The sequence below is a fragment of the Microbacterium sp. PI-SA-G genome (assembly GCF_057215335.1).
Window position 1 is genome coordinate 2,355,701 of record NZ_CM170103.1, and the last position, 16,172, is coordinate 2,371,872.

The window sequence follows — 16,172 nt, forward strand, 5'->3', positions numbered from 1 at the left end:
GCGAAGGCCCCGGGAGCGCGACACGCTCTCGGGGCCCTCGTGTGTTGAGACCTACGGGATGAGGATCGAGGCTGTGACCGCGTCCTTCTCCTTCTGCGTCTGCTGCACGTCGTCGATCTCGTCGAGCGTGTAACGCCGGGTCTCCTTCGAAGACAGCGCACACACGACTGCGATCACCATGAGGCCGAGGGCGAGCAGCGACGGACCGAACCAGTTCTTGAGGTCCTCGCCCGCCAGCGCCGTCGACGCCACCGGACCGATCGCGCCGGCGATCGCGAAGCCGATCTGCGTACCCATCGCGAGTCCCGACACCCGGATGCGGTTGGGGAACATCTCGGCGAAGAAGGCGGGCCACGCGGCGTTGGCCGTCGAGTAGAACAGGCCGTTGCAGAGGATGCCCAGGGTGAAGATCAGTGCCCAGTCGCCCTGGGTGATCGCCCACAGGTAGGGGCCGGTCGTGACTCCGGCGCCGACGGCGCCGATGATGAACACGGTGCGGCGTCCGATCAGGTCCGCCACATACCCCGCGACCGGGGTGTACAACAGGGCGAGCAGGCTGGCCAGCACCGGAACCCAGAGCATCATCGACCGATCCAGCTCGTACCCCGTGGTGGCGAACGCGATCGAGAATGTCGCGAACAGGTAGCTGACTCCGGCGATCATGGCGCAGCCGGCGACCCGGATGATCGTGAGCCAGTGGAATCGCGTGGCCTGCTTGATCGGTGCGAGCTGCACCTTGATCGCCTGGGTCTCGAGGAAGGCGGGCGGCTCTTCAAGCTTGCGGCGGATGACGTAGGCAACGACCACCACGATGGCGGAGAGCCAGAACGGGATGCGCCAGGCCCAGCCGAGCAGCTGCTCCTGCGGAAGCGCGGCGAACGGGATGAAGACCGCGGTCGCGAGTAGACCGCCAGATGCGGATCCGCTGGTCGTGAAGCTCGTGGCGAAGGCCCGGCGGTGGTCCGGTGCGTGCTCGAGGCTCATGGTGATCGCGCTCGCCTGCTCCCCCGACACCGACAGTCCCTGAAGGATGCGGATGAGGACCAGGAGCACCGGTGCGGCGATGCCGATCTGCTCGTACGTCGGGAGGCAGCCGATGAGGAACGTGCAGATGCCGATGCCGAACAGTGTGAGCATCATCACGAACTTGCGTCCGAAGCGGTCGCCGATCGGTCCGAGGATCATGGCGCCGATCGGGCGCACGACGTAGCCGACGGCGAAGGTCGCGAGGCTGAGCAGAACGCGGATGCCCTCCGGCAGCTCCGGAGGGAAGAAGAGCTGGTTGAAGACCAGAGCGGATGCCGTGCCGTAGACCGCGAAGTCGTAGTACTCGAGGGTCGTGCCGACCCAGGACGCGAGCGCGGCCTTGACCGGCGTCTTCTTGGGTGTCGAAGTTGTCGTCATTTCGTCTCCACTGGCAGATTCCCAGCACATCGACGTTCGGGGATCTCGTCGATGACCGCGAGGCGGTCGTGCTGGTCAGTTCTCATGGGCGGCGGAGTCGCTCGCTTGCATCGAACTGTAGGAATCTGCTGACGATCACAGCAAGCGTTGTGCCAGAGATTTGCCGTGAAGGCCAGACGTCGCGCCGTACTTCCGGGGGTTTCACCCGTGGCCCACCCGTTGCGTGCCACGGTCCGTGCCAACATTTTTGCCAAGCATCATCGAAGACACAGGGGTATCAGCCCAAAGAAGAAGGCCCGCGGCAGAGCCGGGGCCTTCGTCATACTGTCTCAACACAGTGTGGAGCCTAGGAGATTCGAACTCCTGACATCCTGCTTGCAAAGCAGGCGCTCTACCAACTGAGCTAAGGCCCCGTGAGGGATTTTCTTGAGTTAAGGGTGGGGCTACCAGGATTTGAACCTGGGACCTCTTCATTATCAGTGAAGCGCTCTAACCACCTGAGCTATAGCCCCGTCAACCTCCGAAACTTTACCGGAAGATCACGGATTTACCCAATCGGGGGCGGGTGCCCGGGCGGGTCCCGCCCCCGATGAGGATCACCGGCCGGGGCGGATGGTCACACTGCCCGCGGCGAGCGACACGTCGATCGTGCGACTCGACCCCGCGGACTGGTCGATCTTCGCGTCGAGGGATCCCGCACTGATGTCCTGCGTGATCCTGTACGACTCGTCCGGAACGGTGAGGTCGACCGACCCGGCGCTCACGTCGATCCGCGTCTGCTCGGGCGCCGTCCCCGTGAACTCCACGGCCAGATCGCCCGCCGAGACACCGAGTCCGACCTCGTTCACGCCGTCCAGCACGACGTCGGCGCGACCCGCGCTCATGTCGACGTCGAGACCGGCGGCTGACCCCTCGACATCCAGGGCTCCGGCACTCACGTCGATGTCGAGCCTGCCGAAGTCGCCGATCACATCCAGGCTGCCGGCGTCGAGGGTGAGCTTCGCGTCGAGCGCCTCGTCCTGCAGCTCCTGAGGAAGCGTCAGCACCGCCGACTCCTCGTCGTCGAACCCTCCGCCGAACCACCAGCCGAAGATCGACTCCGGGCTGCGAACGACAAGTTCGGCTCCCTCACGCTCAAGCCTCCACTCCGGACCGCGTCCGTTGGTGACCGCCAGTCGGGCCTCGTCGACGTCGCCGAACTCGATGCGCATGTTGCCCGCGTCGACGTCGAGGTCGATGCTGTCGATGCCGTCGACGTCGACGCTCTGCACCGAGTCGCCGCGCTCGCTGGAGTTCAGGATCGTCCCGGCGGCCGCAGCCGCGGCCGCACCCCCGGAGCCGAGCAGCGCGATGCCGCCGACAATGGCCGTGATGATCGTGATCGCCTTCGCACCCGAGGAGCGACGCACGTCTCCGGTCGGATGGGCCTGCGGGGTAGCGGGCGGCGGCGTCGTCGGCTGGTGAGGACTGCCGGCACCGGCGGCGGGCGGCGGCGGAGTGAGCGGAGAGTGTCCGCCCGCGAAGTCGTTCTGCTCGGTGGTCATCGTGCCGTTCCTGTCTGTCCGGTGGAGGGCGCGGTGCCTCCGGTGTTCTCGATGTGGGCCAGGGCGGCGAGGACGCGACGGTTGCCCGACTCCCCCTGCTCGAAGCCCAGCTTCTGGAAGATCGCGGTGATGTGCTTCTCGACGCTGGCCTCCGAGAGGAAGAGCAGCGCGGCGATCGCCTGATTCGACTTCCCCTCGGCGATCAGTGCGAGCACCGTGCGTTCGCGCTCGGTGAGGCGCAGCATCCGATCATCACGATTGCGACGGGTCAGCAGCTGCGCGACCACCTCCGGGTCGAGCACCGTGGCGCCCTCCGAGATGCGCTGCACTGAGGCGAGGAACTCCGATACATCGGCGACCCGGTCCTTCAGCAGGTAGCCGAGCGGTCCGCCCGGGGCGGCGATGAGGTCTGAGGCGTAGCGCTCCTCGACGTACTGCGAGAGCACGAGGATGGCGAGCGACGGATGCAGCGACCGCAGCTGCAGGGCGGCGCGGATCCCCTCATCCGTGAAGGTCGGCGGAAGCCGCACATCGAGGATGCAGAGCTCAGGGTCCCCATCGGTGACGGCCTCGGTGAGTCCGTTCGTGTCGGGGAGCGCCGCGACCACGGTGTGTCCGGCATCCTCGAGCAGGCGCACGAGTCCTTCGCGCAGCAGGACCGAGTCCTCGCAGATCAGGATGCGCATGGCACGTTCACCTCCAGGCTGGTCGGTCCGCCCTGCGGGCTGTCGAGGCGGAAGGTGCCGCCGGCGGCGAGGATGCGGTTGGCGATGCCGTCGAGGCCGCCACCGGGCTGCACCTGTGCGCCGCCCATGCCGTTGTCCTCGACGCGGGCCCACAGGGTGTTGCCCTCGCGCAGTCGTACGCTGACCCTGGCCTCGCTGGCACGGGAGTGCTTGGCGGCGTTGGTGAGCGATTCGGCGATGGAGAAGTACACGGCGGCTTCCGCCTCCCTCCCCGGCCTCACGCTCCCTGAGCCCGACGAAGGGTCCATCCGCACATCGAGGTGCACGGGGATGTGCGAGCGCCCGGCGAGAGCCGACAGCGCAGCGTCGAGCCCCCGGTCGTCGAGCACAGAAGCATGAATTCCGCGGGCGAGCTGCCGCAGCTCCGTGATGGCGGCCTTGGTGGAGGTGTGTGCTTCGGCGATGAGTTCCTTCGCGGCATCGGGATCGTTGTCGATCTTCTGCTGCGCCAGGCCCAGCGTCATGCCGACCGAGACGAGTCGCGGCTGCACGCCGTCGTGCAGGTCGCGTTCGATGCGGGTGCGCTCCACGTCGGCGGCTCGCACGGCCCCTTCGCGCTGCGCACTGGTGGTGCGCACGCGTTCGGTGAGCTCGGCCTCACGGCTGCGGATCACGATCGCGAGCGACAGCACCCGGTGCAGCAGGGCCAGGCCGACCATGCCGGCGAGCGACGCCGCGATCCCGAGGATGCCGATGACCGGAGCCCACGCGACCGGGATGCCACCGCCGCCGAACGGCCCGATGACGGCATCCGAACCGGTGAGAGGCGCGAACGAGATGATGACCGACCACACCAGCGCCCAGGCGAGGCGCAGCACGATGAATCCGAGCACCGCGACGATGGCGAAGTTCGCCAGAGCCCGCCACATGCGTCCGTCGATCGCCTGGCGTCCGAGCGAGCGCAGCCAGCCGACGAAGCCGGGGCGGTCACGCGGCCGCCAGCGCAGCGGAGCGATCGGTGCACGGTAAAGAGCGCCCACCCGCGCGACCTCGAACCAGCCGACACCGAACAGCGCGTAGACGAACGCGACGAGCAGGATCACACCGATACCGGCGACGAGAAGGAGCCCGAGTCCGGTGCTCAGCATCCCGGTGAGAGCGGTGAAGATGATGCCGCCGATGACCCCGATGCCGGCGAGGTGCAGGATCGTGAGGACGATGCGCAGGGGCGGCTTCTCGGCGGTCGCCGGTGGAGGCGTGGCGGTCTGAGTGGTCATGCTTCCAAGGTACGGCGGCGCCTGTCGCCCCGACACCGAGGAACCCCGACACTCGTCTTCGGGTCCCTACCTCTGAGCAGTGCGGGGTCTCAGCGAGACCCCGCAGCCACAGAACAAGCTAGTTCGACATGAAGCCGACGAGCAGGCCGCCCGTCACCTTCACCGCGAGGTTGTAGATGCCGGCGATCACGGCGCCGAGCACCGTGAACACGATCAGGTTGAGGATCGCGACGACCGCCGCGAACGCCATGACCTGCGGCAGACCCACGAGCTCCGACAGAGCGATCGATCCGTCGGAGAAGCTCCGCACGAACTCATCGGCCGTCGTCATGATCCCGGTCGCCTCGAGCACGAGGTAGATCAGGAAGAACGAGACCATCGTGACCACCGCGAGCGCGACGGCCCCGAGGAACGAGAGCTTCACAGCCGACCAGAAGTCGACGTACACCAGGCGCAGGCGAACCTGCTTGCCCCCGGTCTTGCGTGTGGACTTCTTCGCCAGCTTGTCCGCTACTGTGCTCATTCGTCTGCTTCCTCAGAGATCTCGGTCGGCTCGAAGACGGCCGCTGCGGGCTCCGACTCCCCCTCGCCCGATTCATCGTCCTCGGTGAGGCCCCGCTCACCGTTGCGGGCGATGGCGAGGATGCGGTCGGCTTCTGTCGTCCGTGCGAACACCACTCCCATGGTGTCGCGACCCTTGGCGGGCACCTCGGCCACGGCAGAGCGTACCACCTTGCCGCTGGACAGAACCACAAGGACCTCGTCGTCATCCGAGACGATCAGACCGCCCGCGAGAGTGCCCCGATCGTCGTGGAGTTTGGCGACCTTGATGCCGTATCCGCCGCGTCCCTGCACGCGATACTCCTCGACCGCGGTGCGCTTGGCGTAGCCGCCGTCGGTGACGACGAACACGAATCGACCGAGCGCGGCGACCGATGCCGAGAGCAGTGCGTCGCCCTCGCGGAACTTCATGCCCTTCACTCCGGCGGTCGGACGCCCCATCGGACGCAGGGCCTCATCGGTCGCGCTGAAACGCACCGACATGCCGCGGCGGCTGATCAGCAGGATGTCATCCGTGGCGTCGACGAGCAGCGCGCTGACCAGTTCGTCCTCGTCGTTCAGACGGATCGCGATGACGCCGCCCTGACGGTTGGTGTCGTACTGCTCGAGACGCGTCTTCTTGACCAGGCCGTCGCGCGTGGCGAGCACCAGGTAGTCGGCGACCTTGTAGTCGCGGATGTCGAGGACCTGCGCGATGTTCTCGTCGGGCTGCAGCGCGAGCAGGTTCGCCACGTGCGTGCCCTTCGCGTCGCGACCGGCCTCAGGCACCTCGTAGGTCTTCGCGCGGTAGACGCGTCCCTTGTCGGTGAAGAACAGCAGCCAGTGGTGCGTCGTCGTCACGAAGAAGTGCTCGACGATGTCATCCGCCCGCAGCTGCGCGCCCTTGATGCCCTTGCCGCCGCGGTGCTGCGAGCGGTAGTTGTCGCTGCGTGTGCGCTTGATGTAGCCCTCGCGCGTGACGGTGACGACCATCTCCTCTTCGGCGATGAGGTCTTCCATCGAGACGTCGCCGTCGAAGCCGTGCAGGATGTGCGTGCGACGCTCGTCGCCAAAGCGGTCGACGATCGCGGTGAGCTCCTCGCGGATGATCCCGCGCTGCAGCATCTCGTCGGCGAGGATCGCCTTGAACTGGGTGATCTGCGCCTCGAGCTCGGTGGCCTCGTCGAGGATCTTCTGTCGTTCCAGGGCCGCGATCCGGCGCAGCTGCATCGCGAGGATCGCCTCGGCCTGCTCCTCGTCGATGTCGAGCAGACGCTGCAGACCCTCGTTCGCCTCCTGCGTGGTCTGCGACCGGCGGATGAGTGCGATGACCTCGTCGAGCGCGTCGAGCGCCTTCAGATATCCGCGCAGGATATGCATGCGCCTCTCGGCCTTGGCCAGACGGAACGTCGTGCGACGCACGATCACTTCGATCTGATGCGTGATCCAGTGCGTGATGAAGCCGTCGATCGCGAGCGTGCGCGGCACGCCGTCGACGATCGCGAGCATGTTCGCGCCGAAGTTCTCCTGCAGCTGCGTGTGCTTGTACAGGTTGTTCAGCACGACCTTGGCGACCGCGTCGCGCTTGAGCACTACGACGAGACGCTGACCCGTGCGGTCCGAGGACTCGTCACGGATGTCGGCGATGCCGCTGATCTTGCCATCGCGGACGAGGTCGCCGATCTTCACGGCGACGTTGTCGGGGTTGACCTGGTACGGCAGCTCGGTGATCACGAGGCACGTGCGGCCCTGGATCTCCTCGACGTTGACGACGGCGCGCATCGTGATCGATCCGCGACCGGTGCGGTATGCCTCGTGGATGCCCTTGGTGCCGAGGATCTGCGCGCCGGTCGGGAAGTCCGGGCCGGGAACGCGCTGGATCAGCCCGTCGAGCAGCTCTTCGCGCGTGACCTCGGGGTGATCGAGCGCCCAGAGTGCTGCGTCTGAGATCTCGCGCAGGTTGTGCGGAGGGATGTTGGTGGCCATGCCGACCGCGATGCCGACCGAGCCGTTGACGAGCAGGTTCGGGAAGCGGGCCGGGAGGACCGTCGGCTCCTGGGTCTGACCGTCGTAGTTGTCCTGGAAGTCAACGGTGTCTTCTTCGATGTCGCGCACCATCTCGAGCGCGAGCGGGGCCATCTTCGTCTCGGTGTAACGCGGGGCCGCGGCGCCCATGTTGCCGGGCGAGCCGAAGTTGCCCTGCCCGAGCGCGAGCGGATAGCGCAGAGCCCACGGCTGCACGAGACGCACCAGGGCGTCGTAGATCGCGGTGTCGCCGTGGGGGTGGTACTGCCCCATGACCTCGCCGACCACACGGGCGCACTTCGAGAACGACTTGTCGGGGCGGAACCCGCCGTCGTACATGCCGTAGATCACGCGGCGGTGCACCGGCTTGAGTCCATCGCGCACGTCGGGCAGGGCGCGACCCACGATCACGGCCATGGCGTAGTCGAGGTAGCTGCGCTGCATCTCGGACTGCAGGTCGACCTGGTCGATCTTGCCGTGGTCGTGCGCCGGGGGCTCGGGGCGTTCTTCGTCAGTCATGTGTCAATCTCTCTGGGTCGCGACCTGGTCTGAGCGGGGAGGCTCAGATGTCGAGGAAGCGGACGTCCTTGGCGTTGCGCTGGATGAAGCTGCGGCGGGATTCGACGTCCTCGCCCATCAGCACACTGAAGATCTCGTCGGCGGCCGCGGCGTCCTCGATGGTCACCTGGCGGAGCGTCCGCGTGGAGTGGTCCATCGTGGTCTCCCACAGCTCCTTGGCGTTCATCTCGCCGAGACCCTTGTAGCGCTGGATGCCGGCGTCCTTCGGGATGCGCTTGCCGTTGTCGAGGCCGAACTTCAGCAGGGCGTCGCGCTCGGCGTCGCTGAACACGTACTCGTGGGCGGAGTTCGACCACTTGAGGCGGTAGAGCGGCGGCATCGCGAGGTACACGAAGCCGGCTTCGATGAGTCCACGCATGTAGCGGAACAGCAACGTCAGCAGCAGCGTGGTGATGTGCTGGCCGTCGACGTCGGCATCGGCCATCAGCACGATCTTGTGATAGCGGGCCTTCTCGATGTCGAAGTCCTCGCCGATGCCCGTGCCGAAGGCCTGGATCATCGCCTGGACCTCGCGGTTGCCGAGCGCCTTGTCGAGGCGCGCGCGCTCGACGTTCAGGATCTTGCCGCGGAGCGCGAGGATCGCCTGCGTGTGCGGGTCACGGCCCTGCACGGCCGAGCCGCCGGCCGAGTCACCCTCCACGAGGAAGATCTCGCTGATCGAGGGGTCCTTGCTGGTGCAGTCCTTGAGCTTGTCGGGCATTGCCGCAGACTCGAACACGCTCTTGCGACGTGCGGTCTCGCGCGCCTTGCGGGCGGCGAGACGGGCGGTCGCGGCGTCGAGCGCCTTGCGGATGATGTTCTTCGCCTGCGCCGGGTTGCGGTCGAACCAATCGCCGAGCTGATCGCCGACCACCTTCTGCACGAACGCCTTCGCCTCGGTGTTGCCGAGCTTGGTCTTCGTCTGACCCTCGAACTGGGGCTCGCCCAGCTTGATGGAGATCACGGCGGTCAGTCCCTCGCGCACGTCGTCGCCGGAGAGGTTGTCGTCCTTCTCCTTGAGGATGCCGTTGGCGCGAGCGTACTTGTTCACCAGTGTGGTGAGCGCGGCGCGGAAGCCCTCTTCGTGGGTGCCGCCCTCGTGCGTGTTGATGGTGTTCGCGTAGGTGAACACGTTCTCGGTGTACGAGGTCGTCCACTGCATCGCGACCTCGAGCGAGATCTTGCGCGCGGTGTCCTCGGACTCGAACGCGATGATCTCGTCGTTCACGACCTCGGCGTGACGCACCTTGTTCAGGTACTCGACGTAGTCGACCAGACCGCGCTCGTAGAAGAAGACGTCGCCGGGCTGCTTCGTCTTCGCCAGGCCCTCCTCCTCGACCTCGTAGGCCGATGCCGCGCGCTCGTCGAGCAGCTCGATGCGGAGTCCCTTGTTCAGGAACGCCATCTGCTGGAAGCGGGTGCGCAGGGTGTCGTAGTCGAAGTCGATCGTCTCGGTGAAGATCGAGGAGTCCGGCCAGAACGTGATGCTGGTTCCAGTCTCGTCGGTCTCCTCCCCCTTGATGAGCTTCTGCTGCGGAAGGCCACCATCGGCGAAGCTGTGCCGCCAGACGAAGCCCTTCTGCTTGACCTCGACGTCGAAGCGGGTCGACAGCGCGTTCACGACCGAGGAGCCCACGCCGTGCAGACCGCCCGAGACCGCGTACGCGCCGCCGCCGAACTTTCCGCCGGCGTGCAGGATCGTGAGCACGACCTCGACGGTCGACTTCGACGGGTCGGAGGAGTGCGGGTCGACGGGGATGCCGCGGCCGTTGTCGATGACGCGCACGCCGCCGTCTTCCAGCAGCGTGACGAAGATGGTGTCGGCGTAGCCGGCGAGCGCCTCATCGACGGAGTTGTCGACGATCTCGTAGACCAGGTGGTGCAGACCCCGGGGACCCGTGGATCCGATGTACATGCCGGGGCGCTTGCGCACCGCTTCCAGTCCTTCGAGGATCTGGATGGAGTCGGCACCGTACTCGCCGGGCTGCTTGATCTTGGGGGAGATCGACGTGGACCGGGTCTCCGACTCGGCTTCCGGGTTGGGGGTTCCCCCGTTGGTCGATTCCGTCTCGTCAGCAGGGGATTCAGGCGTCATCAGAGGGCATTCTCCACATCGATATCACGAACTCCCATTCTAGCGGGATTCGGAAGCAAAATCCCGCTGAACGGCCGTGTGTGGCCCTCTGAGCCTCTCGAACCCCCCAGATGGTGCCCTACCCGTAGGTATCGCGCGGACCCCGCCCTGGGACGACTCTGGGGCCCCATTTCCACGAGGGAACGTCCGGCCCGATGAAGCGCAGGTTCTCGACGCCCGCATCCGGATACCGCCGGCCGATCTCCGTGATGATGGTCGCGCGCATGTACTGGAGGTTCTTCGCCCAGGCCGTGGAGTCGCACTTCACCGTCAGCAGACCGCGCTCCAGCGACACCGGCTCGGAGTGCTTGGCGGTGTCGGCGCCGGCGAGATCGGCCCACTGTCGCACGAGGTCCTCGCGAGCGAGCGGCGCCGACCAGCCGGCGTCACGCGTCAGCTTGTCGAGCACCGCGCCGAGAGCACCAGGATCGCGTCCCGGTGTGAACGGGGCGTTGTCGTCGTCGGCGACGATGCGTCGCTTGCGCTTCCACGACGTGGAACTCGGCTTGAGTCCGCGCAGCCGCAGGTAGGTCGCCACTGTCTCGGGAACATCGGATGCCGCGGGCGCGGCGTTCACCGCAGGATCAGTCATTCGACACCTCCGCCCGCTCGTCGCTGATCGTGCCCGCCGTGATCCGCACGACATGGGCGTGCAGCACTGCGGGGATATCCTCCTCCACGGCCGCCGTCACCACCACCTGCTCATAGCCTGCGGTCAGGTCAGCGAGACGCCGGCGTCGATCGGAGTCGAGCTCGGCGAACACGTCGTCGAGGATCAGCACCGGATCCCCCGCGGGTGACTCGCTGCGCAGCAGCTCGGCCGAGGCCAGACGCAGCGCGAGTGCCATCGACCAGGACTCTCCGTGCGAGGCATAGCCCTTGACGGGCAGAGCGCGCACCCGCAGGATCAGGTCGTCGCGGTGGGGTCCCGTGAGCGTGAGGCCGCGCTCGAGCTCGTTCGGACGCTTCGCCAGGAGCGCGGCGCGGAACATCTCGGCGATGTCGCCGGAGGTCTCGTCCGCTGCCTCCACCCCGTCCTCGGGATCGGCGCCGCGCACCGACAGCGCCCAGTCGAGCTGAGGTCGATGGTCTTCACCGGCGATCGCGGCATACGCCTCGGCGACCGGGGTCTGCAGATCGGTCGCGAGCCGTTGGCGGGCGATGATGATCTCGGATCCGAGCGAGACGAGCTTGTCATCCCACACGTCGAGCGTGCTGAGCCCCTCGCCCTTGACCCCCCGCGCGCGCGCCGACTTGAGCAGAGCGTTGCGCTGCTTGAGCACGCGGTCGTAGTCGGCGAGGACCGATGCCAGCCGGGGTGTCCGCTGGATGAGCAGCTGATCCATGAACCGACGTCGCGCCGACGGGTCGCCCCGCACGATCTGCAGGTCTTCGGGGGCGAAGAGCACGACGTGCGCGTAGCGCGGCAGTTCGTTCGGCTTCGACGGCGACCCGTTGATGCGGGCCTTGTTCGATCCCTGCTTGTTGAGCTGCACCTCGATCAGCACACGGCGCTCCCCGTGTGCCAGGCGGGCGCGGATGATGGCGAACTCCTGCCCGTCACGCACCATGGGCGCGTCCGACGAAACCCGATGGGAGCCCAACGTGGCGAGGAAGACGACGGCCTCGGCCAGATTCGTCTTGCCCTGACCGTTACGACCCACGAGCACGTTCGGACCACGGTGGAGGGCGAGGTCGGCGGTCGCGTAATTGCGAAAATCCACCAGACTCAAGTGCTCCACGATCACCTGGTCAGCCTACCTTCGGGGTCGGACACTGCGTTCCGACCCGGAGCGATCAGCGCAGCAGCAGGTTCGGCTGCAGGAGGTACTTGAACGAGTCGAGGCCGGCCTGGTCGACCGAGGTCTGGCTCGTGATCAGTACCGGGCTGAGCTTGTTGGCGTTGTCGCTCGAGGTGAACGTCACACGGACGAACTGGCTCTTGACCGCACCGAGTGCCTCGATCAGGTACTGGGGGTTCAGGCCGAGAGTGACATCCTCGCCACCGTTGAGGATCGCGTCGACCGACTCGGATGCGCGTGCGTGCTCGCTGCCCGAGGCATCCATCGTGACGCTGTCGTTCGTGAACGTGAACCGCAGCGGGGCGGCACGATCGAGCACCAGGGCCACACGACGGACCGCTTCGACCAGGTCGGCGGTGTTGACGACCGCGTAGTGGTCGGTCTGCTCGGGGAACAGTCGACGAACCGGCGGGAAGTTGCCCTTGATCAGCAGCGACGTGACCGTCTTGTTGCCCGAGGTGAAGGCGATGATCTCGCGGTCGCCGGCTCCCGAGAACGCGATCTGGATCTGCCCGGCGTGCCCGAAGGTCTTGCCGACCTCGAGGAGCGTGCGTGCCGGGACGAGAGCGGACTGCTCGACAGCCTCGCCGTCCCACGGCACGTCGCGCAGCGAAACGCGGTAACGGTCGGTGGCCACGAGGCTCAGGCTCTGCCCCGAGACCGCGAGCTGCACGCCCGTGAGCACCGGAGTCACGTCATCGCGTGATGCGGCGAAGCCGACCTGCGAGATCGCGGTGCCGAAGTCGTCGGCCGGAACCACACCAGACGACCCGGAGACCTCGGGGATCGACGGGTATTCCTCGACCGGCATGGCCGCGAGGGTGAAGCGCGCCGAGCCACAGGTGACCGTGATTCCGCCGTCGTCTTCGACAGCGATCTCGATCGGAGCGTTGGGCAGGCGGTTGGCGATGTCGGAGAGCAGACGGCCGTGGACGAGGATCGTGCCCGGGGTCTCTACCGTCGCCTCGATCGTCGTGCGAGCGGAAGCCTCGTAGTCGAATGCCGAAAGCGTGAGGCCTGAGGCGTCTGCCTCGATCAGTACTCCGGCGAGGATCGGCTGGGGGTTCCGCTGCGGCAGAAGCTTGACGACGAACGAGACTGCCTCGCTGAAGACATCGCGGTTGACCTGAAACCTCACGGGTGCTCCCTTGTCGTCGTTCTGCGACGTGTTCGTCGTCTGTCCCTGTGCAGGGCTTCCCATGCTAGCCCCACAGTCCTGCCGTTCCCTACGCCTCGAACATTTGAGATTCGGATCGGCTCCCCGGCACTGTGAGGTGATCGGATCGCGCTTCTTCAGGGTTAACTCCTAACGGTGTTAACCGCTGTGGAATCTGTGGATAAGTCGGTGGATAGTAGTCGCCAGTAAGGAACTACACGGCTGTCACTTGTGGAATCCCTGAGGAATACGCGGGTGGAGGGGGATCCGGTCGACTCGGTCTCCCCCGGAGTTATCCACAGGTTTCCGAGTTTCCCCCACATCCGTCCCGATCGGCGGGTGCTTCATCCACAAGTTATCCACATGTGCATAGAGGCATCTATCCGGCGTCCGTCTGCGCGTGTCGGAGACGAGAAAGGGGCACTGCACCCGTTCGGATGTCGTGCCCCCATCGTGTGCGCTGCGTCAGCGTCGTCCGAGCTGCGTGGTGATCTCGGTGACCTGGTTGTAGATGGAGCGGCGCTCCTTCATCAGTTCGCTGATCTTCTTGTACGCGTACATCACCGTGGTGTGGTCGCGGTTGCCGAACAGCTGACCGATCTTCGGCAGCGACAGGCTCGTGCGCTCACGGCACAGGTACATCGCGATCTGCCGCGACGTGGCGATCTGCTGTGACCTGCTCGAGCCGTAGAGGTCGTCGACCGTGAGCTTGAAGTACGCCGCGGTGGCGGTGATGATGTCGGTCGGCGAGATGATGTTGTCCTCTGCCGTGTCGACGATGTCGCGCAGCACCGTCTGCGCGAGCGAGATGTCGAGGGCGGAGCGGTTCAGGCTCGCGAACGCCGACACGCGGATCAGGGCGCCCTCGAGCTCACGGATGTTCGAGGAGACCACGGTGGCGATGTACTCGAGCACCTCGTCGGGGATGTGCATCGCCTCGCTCTGCGCCTTCTTACGCAGGATCGCGATACGCGTCTCGAGGTCAGGAGCCTGCACGTCGGTGATGAGGCCCCATTCGAAGCGGCTCCGCATGCGATCCTCGAAGCCGGTCAGATGCTTGGGGGCCACGTCGCTGGTGATCACCACCTGCTTGTTGTGATCGTGCAGCGTGTTGAAGGTGTGGAAGAACGCCTCCTGCGTCTCGGCGCGACCCTGCAGGAACTGGATGTCGTCGATGAGGAGGATGTCGACCTCGCGGTAGCGCGCCTGGAACGCGGCACCGCGGTTGTTCGCGATCGAGTTGATGAAGTCGTTCGTGAATTCCTCGCTCGAGACGTACCGCACCTTCACACCCGGATAGAGGGACTGCGCGTAGTCACCGATGGCGTGGAGGAGGTGGGTCTTGCCGAGCCCGGAATCGCCGTAGATGAAGAGAGGGTTGTAGGCCTTGGCCGGAGCCTCGGCCACGGCGACCGCCGCCGCATGGGCGAAGCGGTTGGACTGGCCGATCACGAAGTTGTCGAACGTGTACTTCGGGTTCAGCCGTGACTCATGACGCATCTGCGTCGGCTGCTCCATGGGCGACTCGACGCGGATGTGATCCTGGTGCCGGGCGAAGTCGCCGTCCTGCCGGCCGAACTCGCCGACCGAGATGGGAGCGGTCGGCTGCTCCGCCAGCTCGTGGTTCACCACCACGCGGTAGGAGGTGACCTCTTCGCCGATGTGCGAGAGCGCCTCCATGATCGGCAGTCGGAGCCGCTTGTTGATCTGAGCGGCCGTGAGATCGTTCGGCACGTCGAGGTACAGGGTGGCCGCCATCACGCCGGCGGGGACCGCGAGGCTCAGGAACCCCTGGAGCTGCGGGGTGACGCGGTCGTCATCGGCCAGCAGCTCCTGCACCGTGGTCCAGATGGGGACGTCGGGCTGGGCTGGTGAGGACATGGCGCTCCGGACGAGTCGGTGAGGGCCCGTTCGTACGCGAGAGCCCTGTGGATAACTTCGGTTGCCACGGTAGTCACCGTTGCTCGGAACGGCAACCTGCCCCCGAAAACACGCGCGCGTGTCATGCGCATCGCGCGCACCGGGGTTGTGGATAATGGCTGTGCGGTTCTCACCGGAGGGCGACATCGGCGCGCAGATTTGCTCTGCGCGCCGTCAAGACGTACCCTTACTTGGTTGACTTATGCCAATTTTTTGGCAGTTCCCCATGTCTCCGGTCGCAGTGAACCCGGTGGCAGTATTCCCGGAGTGATTCCATGACTAAGCGCACTTTCCAGCCGAACAACCGTCGTCGCGCCAAGAAGCACGGCTTCCGCGCCCGCATGCGCACCCGCGCCGGCCGTGGCATCCTCGCCGCACGCCGCGCGAAGGGTCGCACCGAGCTCTCCGCGTAAGCCGCTGTGCTCGCCCGCCCGTATCGACTGACCCGCGGGAGCGACTATCGACTGGTCGTTCGCCGCGGATCGCGTTGTGGCGGGGCGCGCGTCGTCACCTCGATGTTGTCGACGGGCGAGAGCAGAGCCGTGAGGTTCGGTTTCATCATCAGCAAGCAGGTGGGCAACGCGGTGGTGCGTAACTCTGTGCGTCGACGGCTCAAGGCTGTCTGTGCAGAAGCGCTTCCCGGCGTACCCGAGGGCACGGATGTCGTCATCCGTGCCCTTCCTGCGTCCGCGACCGCGACGTATGACGAGTTGACGGCGGATGTCACTCGATGCCTGGGTCGTCTGCAGCGTCAGACGCTCGAGGTCTCGGCATGACCGCGTTGCCGGCGTCATCCATCGGCACGGCTGATCTGAAGGGCCGCGGCCTCTGGCGCAGCATCCCTCTGGTGCCCAGGAATCTCGTTCTCGGGTTCCTGACCGGGTACCGCAAGGTCATCTCCCCGATGTATGGGGATGTATGCGCCTATTACCCATCCTGCTCCGCTTACGCTGTAGGTGCGGTGCAGCAGCACGGCGCCGCTCGGGGAACCGCGCTGTCGCTATGGCGCATCCTCCGCTGCAATCCCTGGACTCGCGGTGGCGTCGATGACGTACAGCCGAGTAAGCACTTCCATTACGACCTGACTGCACTCGGTTTCGTCGTCCCTTCCCGAAAGGACTGATCG

14 protein-coding genes and 2 tRNA genes are annotated in these 16,172 nt (G+C 66.2%); 3 read left to right on the forward strand and 13 right to left on the reverse strand.

Annotation, left to right across the window (positions count from 1 at the left end; all coding sequences use genetic code 11):
- Window positions 1-51: 51 nt before the first annotated feature.
- The 13 genes from AC2D10_RS11535 to dnaA form a co-directional block, all read right to left on the reverse strand.
- Entirely contained in the window at window positions 52-1,404 is a 1,353-nt protein-coding gene (locus AC2D10_RS11535) for an MFS transporter (protein WP_484707837.1), read from the reverse strand.
- A gap of 340 nt (window positions 1,405-1,744) precedes the next feature.
- Window positions 1,745-1,817: transfer RNA gene (locus tag AC2D10_RS11540), tRNA-Ala, on the reverse strand.
- A gap of 25 nt (window positions 1,818-1,842) precedes the next feature.
- Window positions 1,843-1,916: transfer RNA gene (locus AC2D10_RS11545), tRNA-Ile, on the reverse strand.
- Window positions 1,917-2,000: 84 nt separating this feature from the next.
- The gene (locus AC2D10_RS11550) at window positions 2,001-2,948 is read right to left on the reverse strand and encodes a DUF4097 family beta strand repeat-containing protein (RefSeq protein WP_484707838.1); all 948 of its coding nucleotides are present in this window, start codon (window positions 2,946-2,948) and stop codon (window positions 2,001-2,003) included.
- Window positions 2,945-3,634 (reverse strand): LuxR C-terminal-related transcriptional regulator, encoded by a 690-nt coding sequence (locus AC2D10_RS11555; RefSeq protein WP_484707839.1) that lies wholly within the window; start codon window positions 3,632-3,634, stop codon window positions 2,945-2,947. The genes AC2D10_RS11550 and AC2D10_RS11555 overlap by 4 nt, the downstream gene beginning before the upstream one ends.
- Entirely contained in the window at window positions 3,622-4,911 is a 1,290-nt protein-coding gene (locus AC2D10_RS11560; protein ID WP_484707841.1) for a sensor histidine kinase, read from the reverse strand. Before AC2D10_RS11560 ends, AC2D10_RS11555 begins: the two co-directional genes overlap by 13 nt.
- Before the next feature lie 118 nt (window positions 4,912-5,029).
- Window positions 5,030-5,434 (reverse strand): DUF3566 domain-containing protein, encoded by a 405-nt coding sequence (locus tag AC2D10_RS11565; RefSeq protein ID WP_484707842.1) that lies wholly within the window; start codon window positions 5,432-5,434, stop codon window positions 5,030-5,032.
- Window positions 5,431-7,995 carry a DNA gyrase subunit A gene (gene gyrA / locus AC2D10_RS11570; protein ID WP_484707843.1) on the reverse strand — a complete coding sequence of 855 codons (2,565 nt, stop codon included), beginning with the start codon at window positions 7,993-7,995 and terminating at the stop codon, window positions 5,431-5,433. The genes AC2D10_RS11565 and gyrA overlap by 4 nt, the downstream gene beginning before the upstream one ends.
- Before the next feature lie 43 nt (window positions 7,996-8,038).
- Window positions 8,039-10,129, reverse strand: coding sequence for a DNA topoisomerase (ATP-hydrolyzing) subunit B (gyrB, locus tag AC2D10_RS11575; protein ID WP_484707844.1), 2,091 nt, complete (start codon window positions 10,127-10,129; stop codon window positions 8,039-8,041).
- 118 nt (window positions 10,130-10,247) lie between these two features.
- Window positions 10,248-10,760 (reverse strand): DciA family protein, encoded by a 513-nt coding sequence (locus AC2D10_RS11580; protein WP_484707845.1) that lies wholly within the window; start codon window positions 10,758-10,760, stop codon window positions 10,248-10,250.
- The gene (recF, locus tag AC2D10_RS11585; RefSeq protein ID WP_484707846.1) at window positions 10,753-11,916 is read right to left on the reverse strand and encodes a DNA replication/repair protein RecF; all 1,164 of its coding nucleotides are present in this window, start codon (window positions 11,914-11,916) and stop codon (window positions 10,753-10,755) included. Before recF ends, AC2D10_RS11580 begins: the two co-directional genes overlap by 8 nt.
- A gap of 49 nt (window positions 11,917-11,965) precedes the next feature.
- Window positions 11,966-13,108: a DNA polymerase III subunit beta gene (dnaN, locus tag AC2D10_RS11590; RefSeq protein ID WP_484711848.1), complete on the reverse strand. Its 1,143-nt coding sequence runs from the start codon at window positions 13,106-13,108 to the stop codon at window positions 11,966-11,968.
- A gap of 483 nt (window positions 13,109-13,591) precedes the next feature.
- Window positions 13,592-15,193 carry a chromosomal replication initiator protein DnaA gene (gene dnaA, locus AC2D10_RS11595; RefSeq protein ID WP_484707848.1) on the reverse strand — a complete coding sequence of 534 codons (1,602 nt, stop codon included), beginning with the start codon at window positions 15,191-15,193 and terminating at the stop codon, window positions 13,592-13,594.
- A gap of 128 nt (window positions 15,194-15,321) precedes the next feature.
- Here dnaA and rpmH point away from each other — a divergent pair, with 128 nt between their 5' ends.
- Genes rpmH through yidD form a run of 3 tightly spaced genes read left to right on the forward strand, consistent with a single transcriptional unit; the run spans window position 15,322 to window position 16,169 of the window.
- The gene (rpmH, locus tag AC2D10_RS11600; RefSeq protein WP_045278552.1) at window positions 15,322-15,459 is read left to right on the forward strand and encodes a 50S ribosomal protein L34; all 138 of its coding nucleotides are present in this window, start codon (window positions 15,322-15,324) and stop codon (window positions 15,457-15,459) included.
- Between the two features lie 6 nt (window positions 15,460-15,465).
- Window positions 15,466-15,822, forward strand: coding sequence for a ribonuclease P protein component (gene rnpA / locus AC2D10_RS11605; RefSeq protein WP_484707851.1), 357 nt, complete (start codon window positions 15,466-15,468; stop codon window positions 15,820-15,822).
- On the forward strand, window positions 15,819-16,169 hold the full coding sequence (gene yidD, locus AC2D10_RS11610; RefSeq protein WP_484707852.1) for a membrane protein insertion efficiency factor YidD: 351 nt from the start codon (window positions 15,819-15,821) through the stop codon (window positions 16,167-16,169). Before rnpA ends, yidD begins: the two co-directional genes overlap by 4 nt.
- Window positions 16,170-16,172 lie beyond the last annotated feature (3 nt).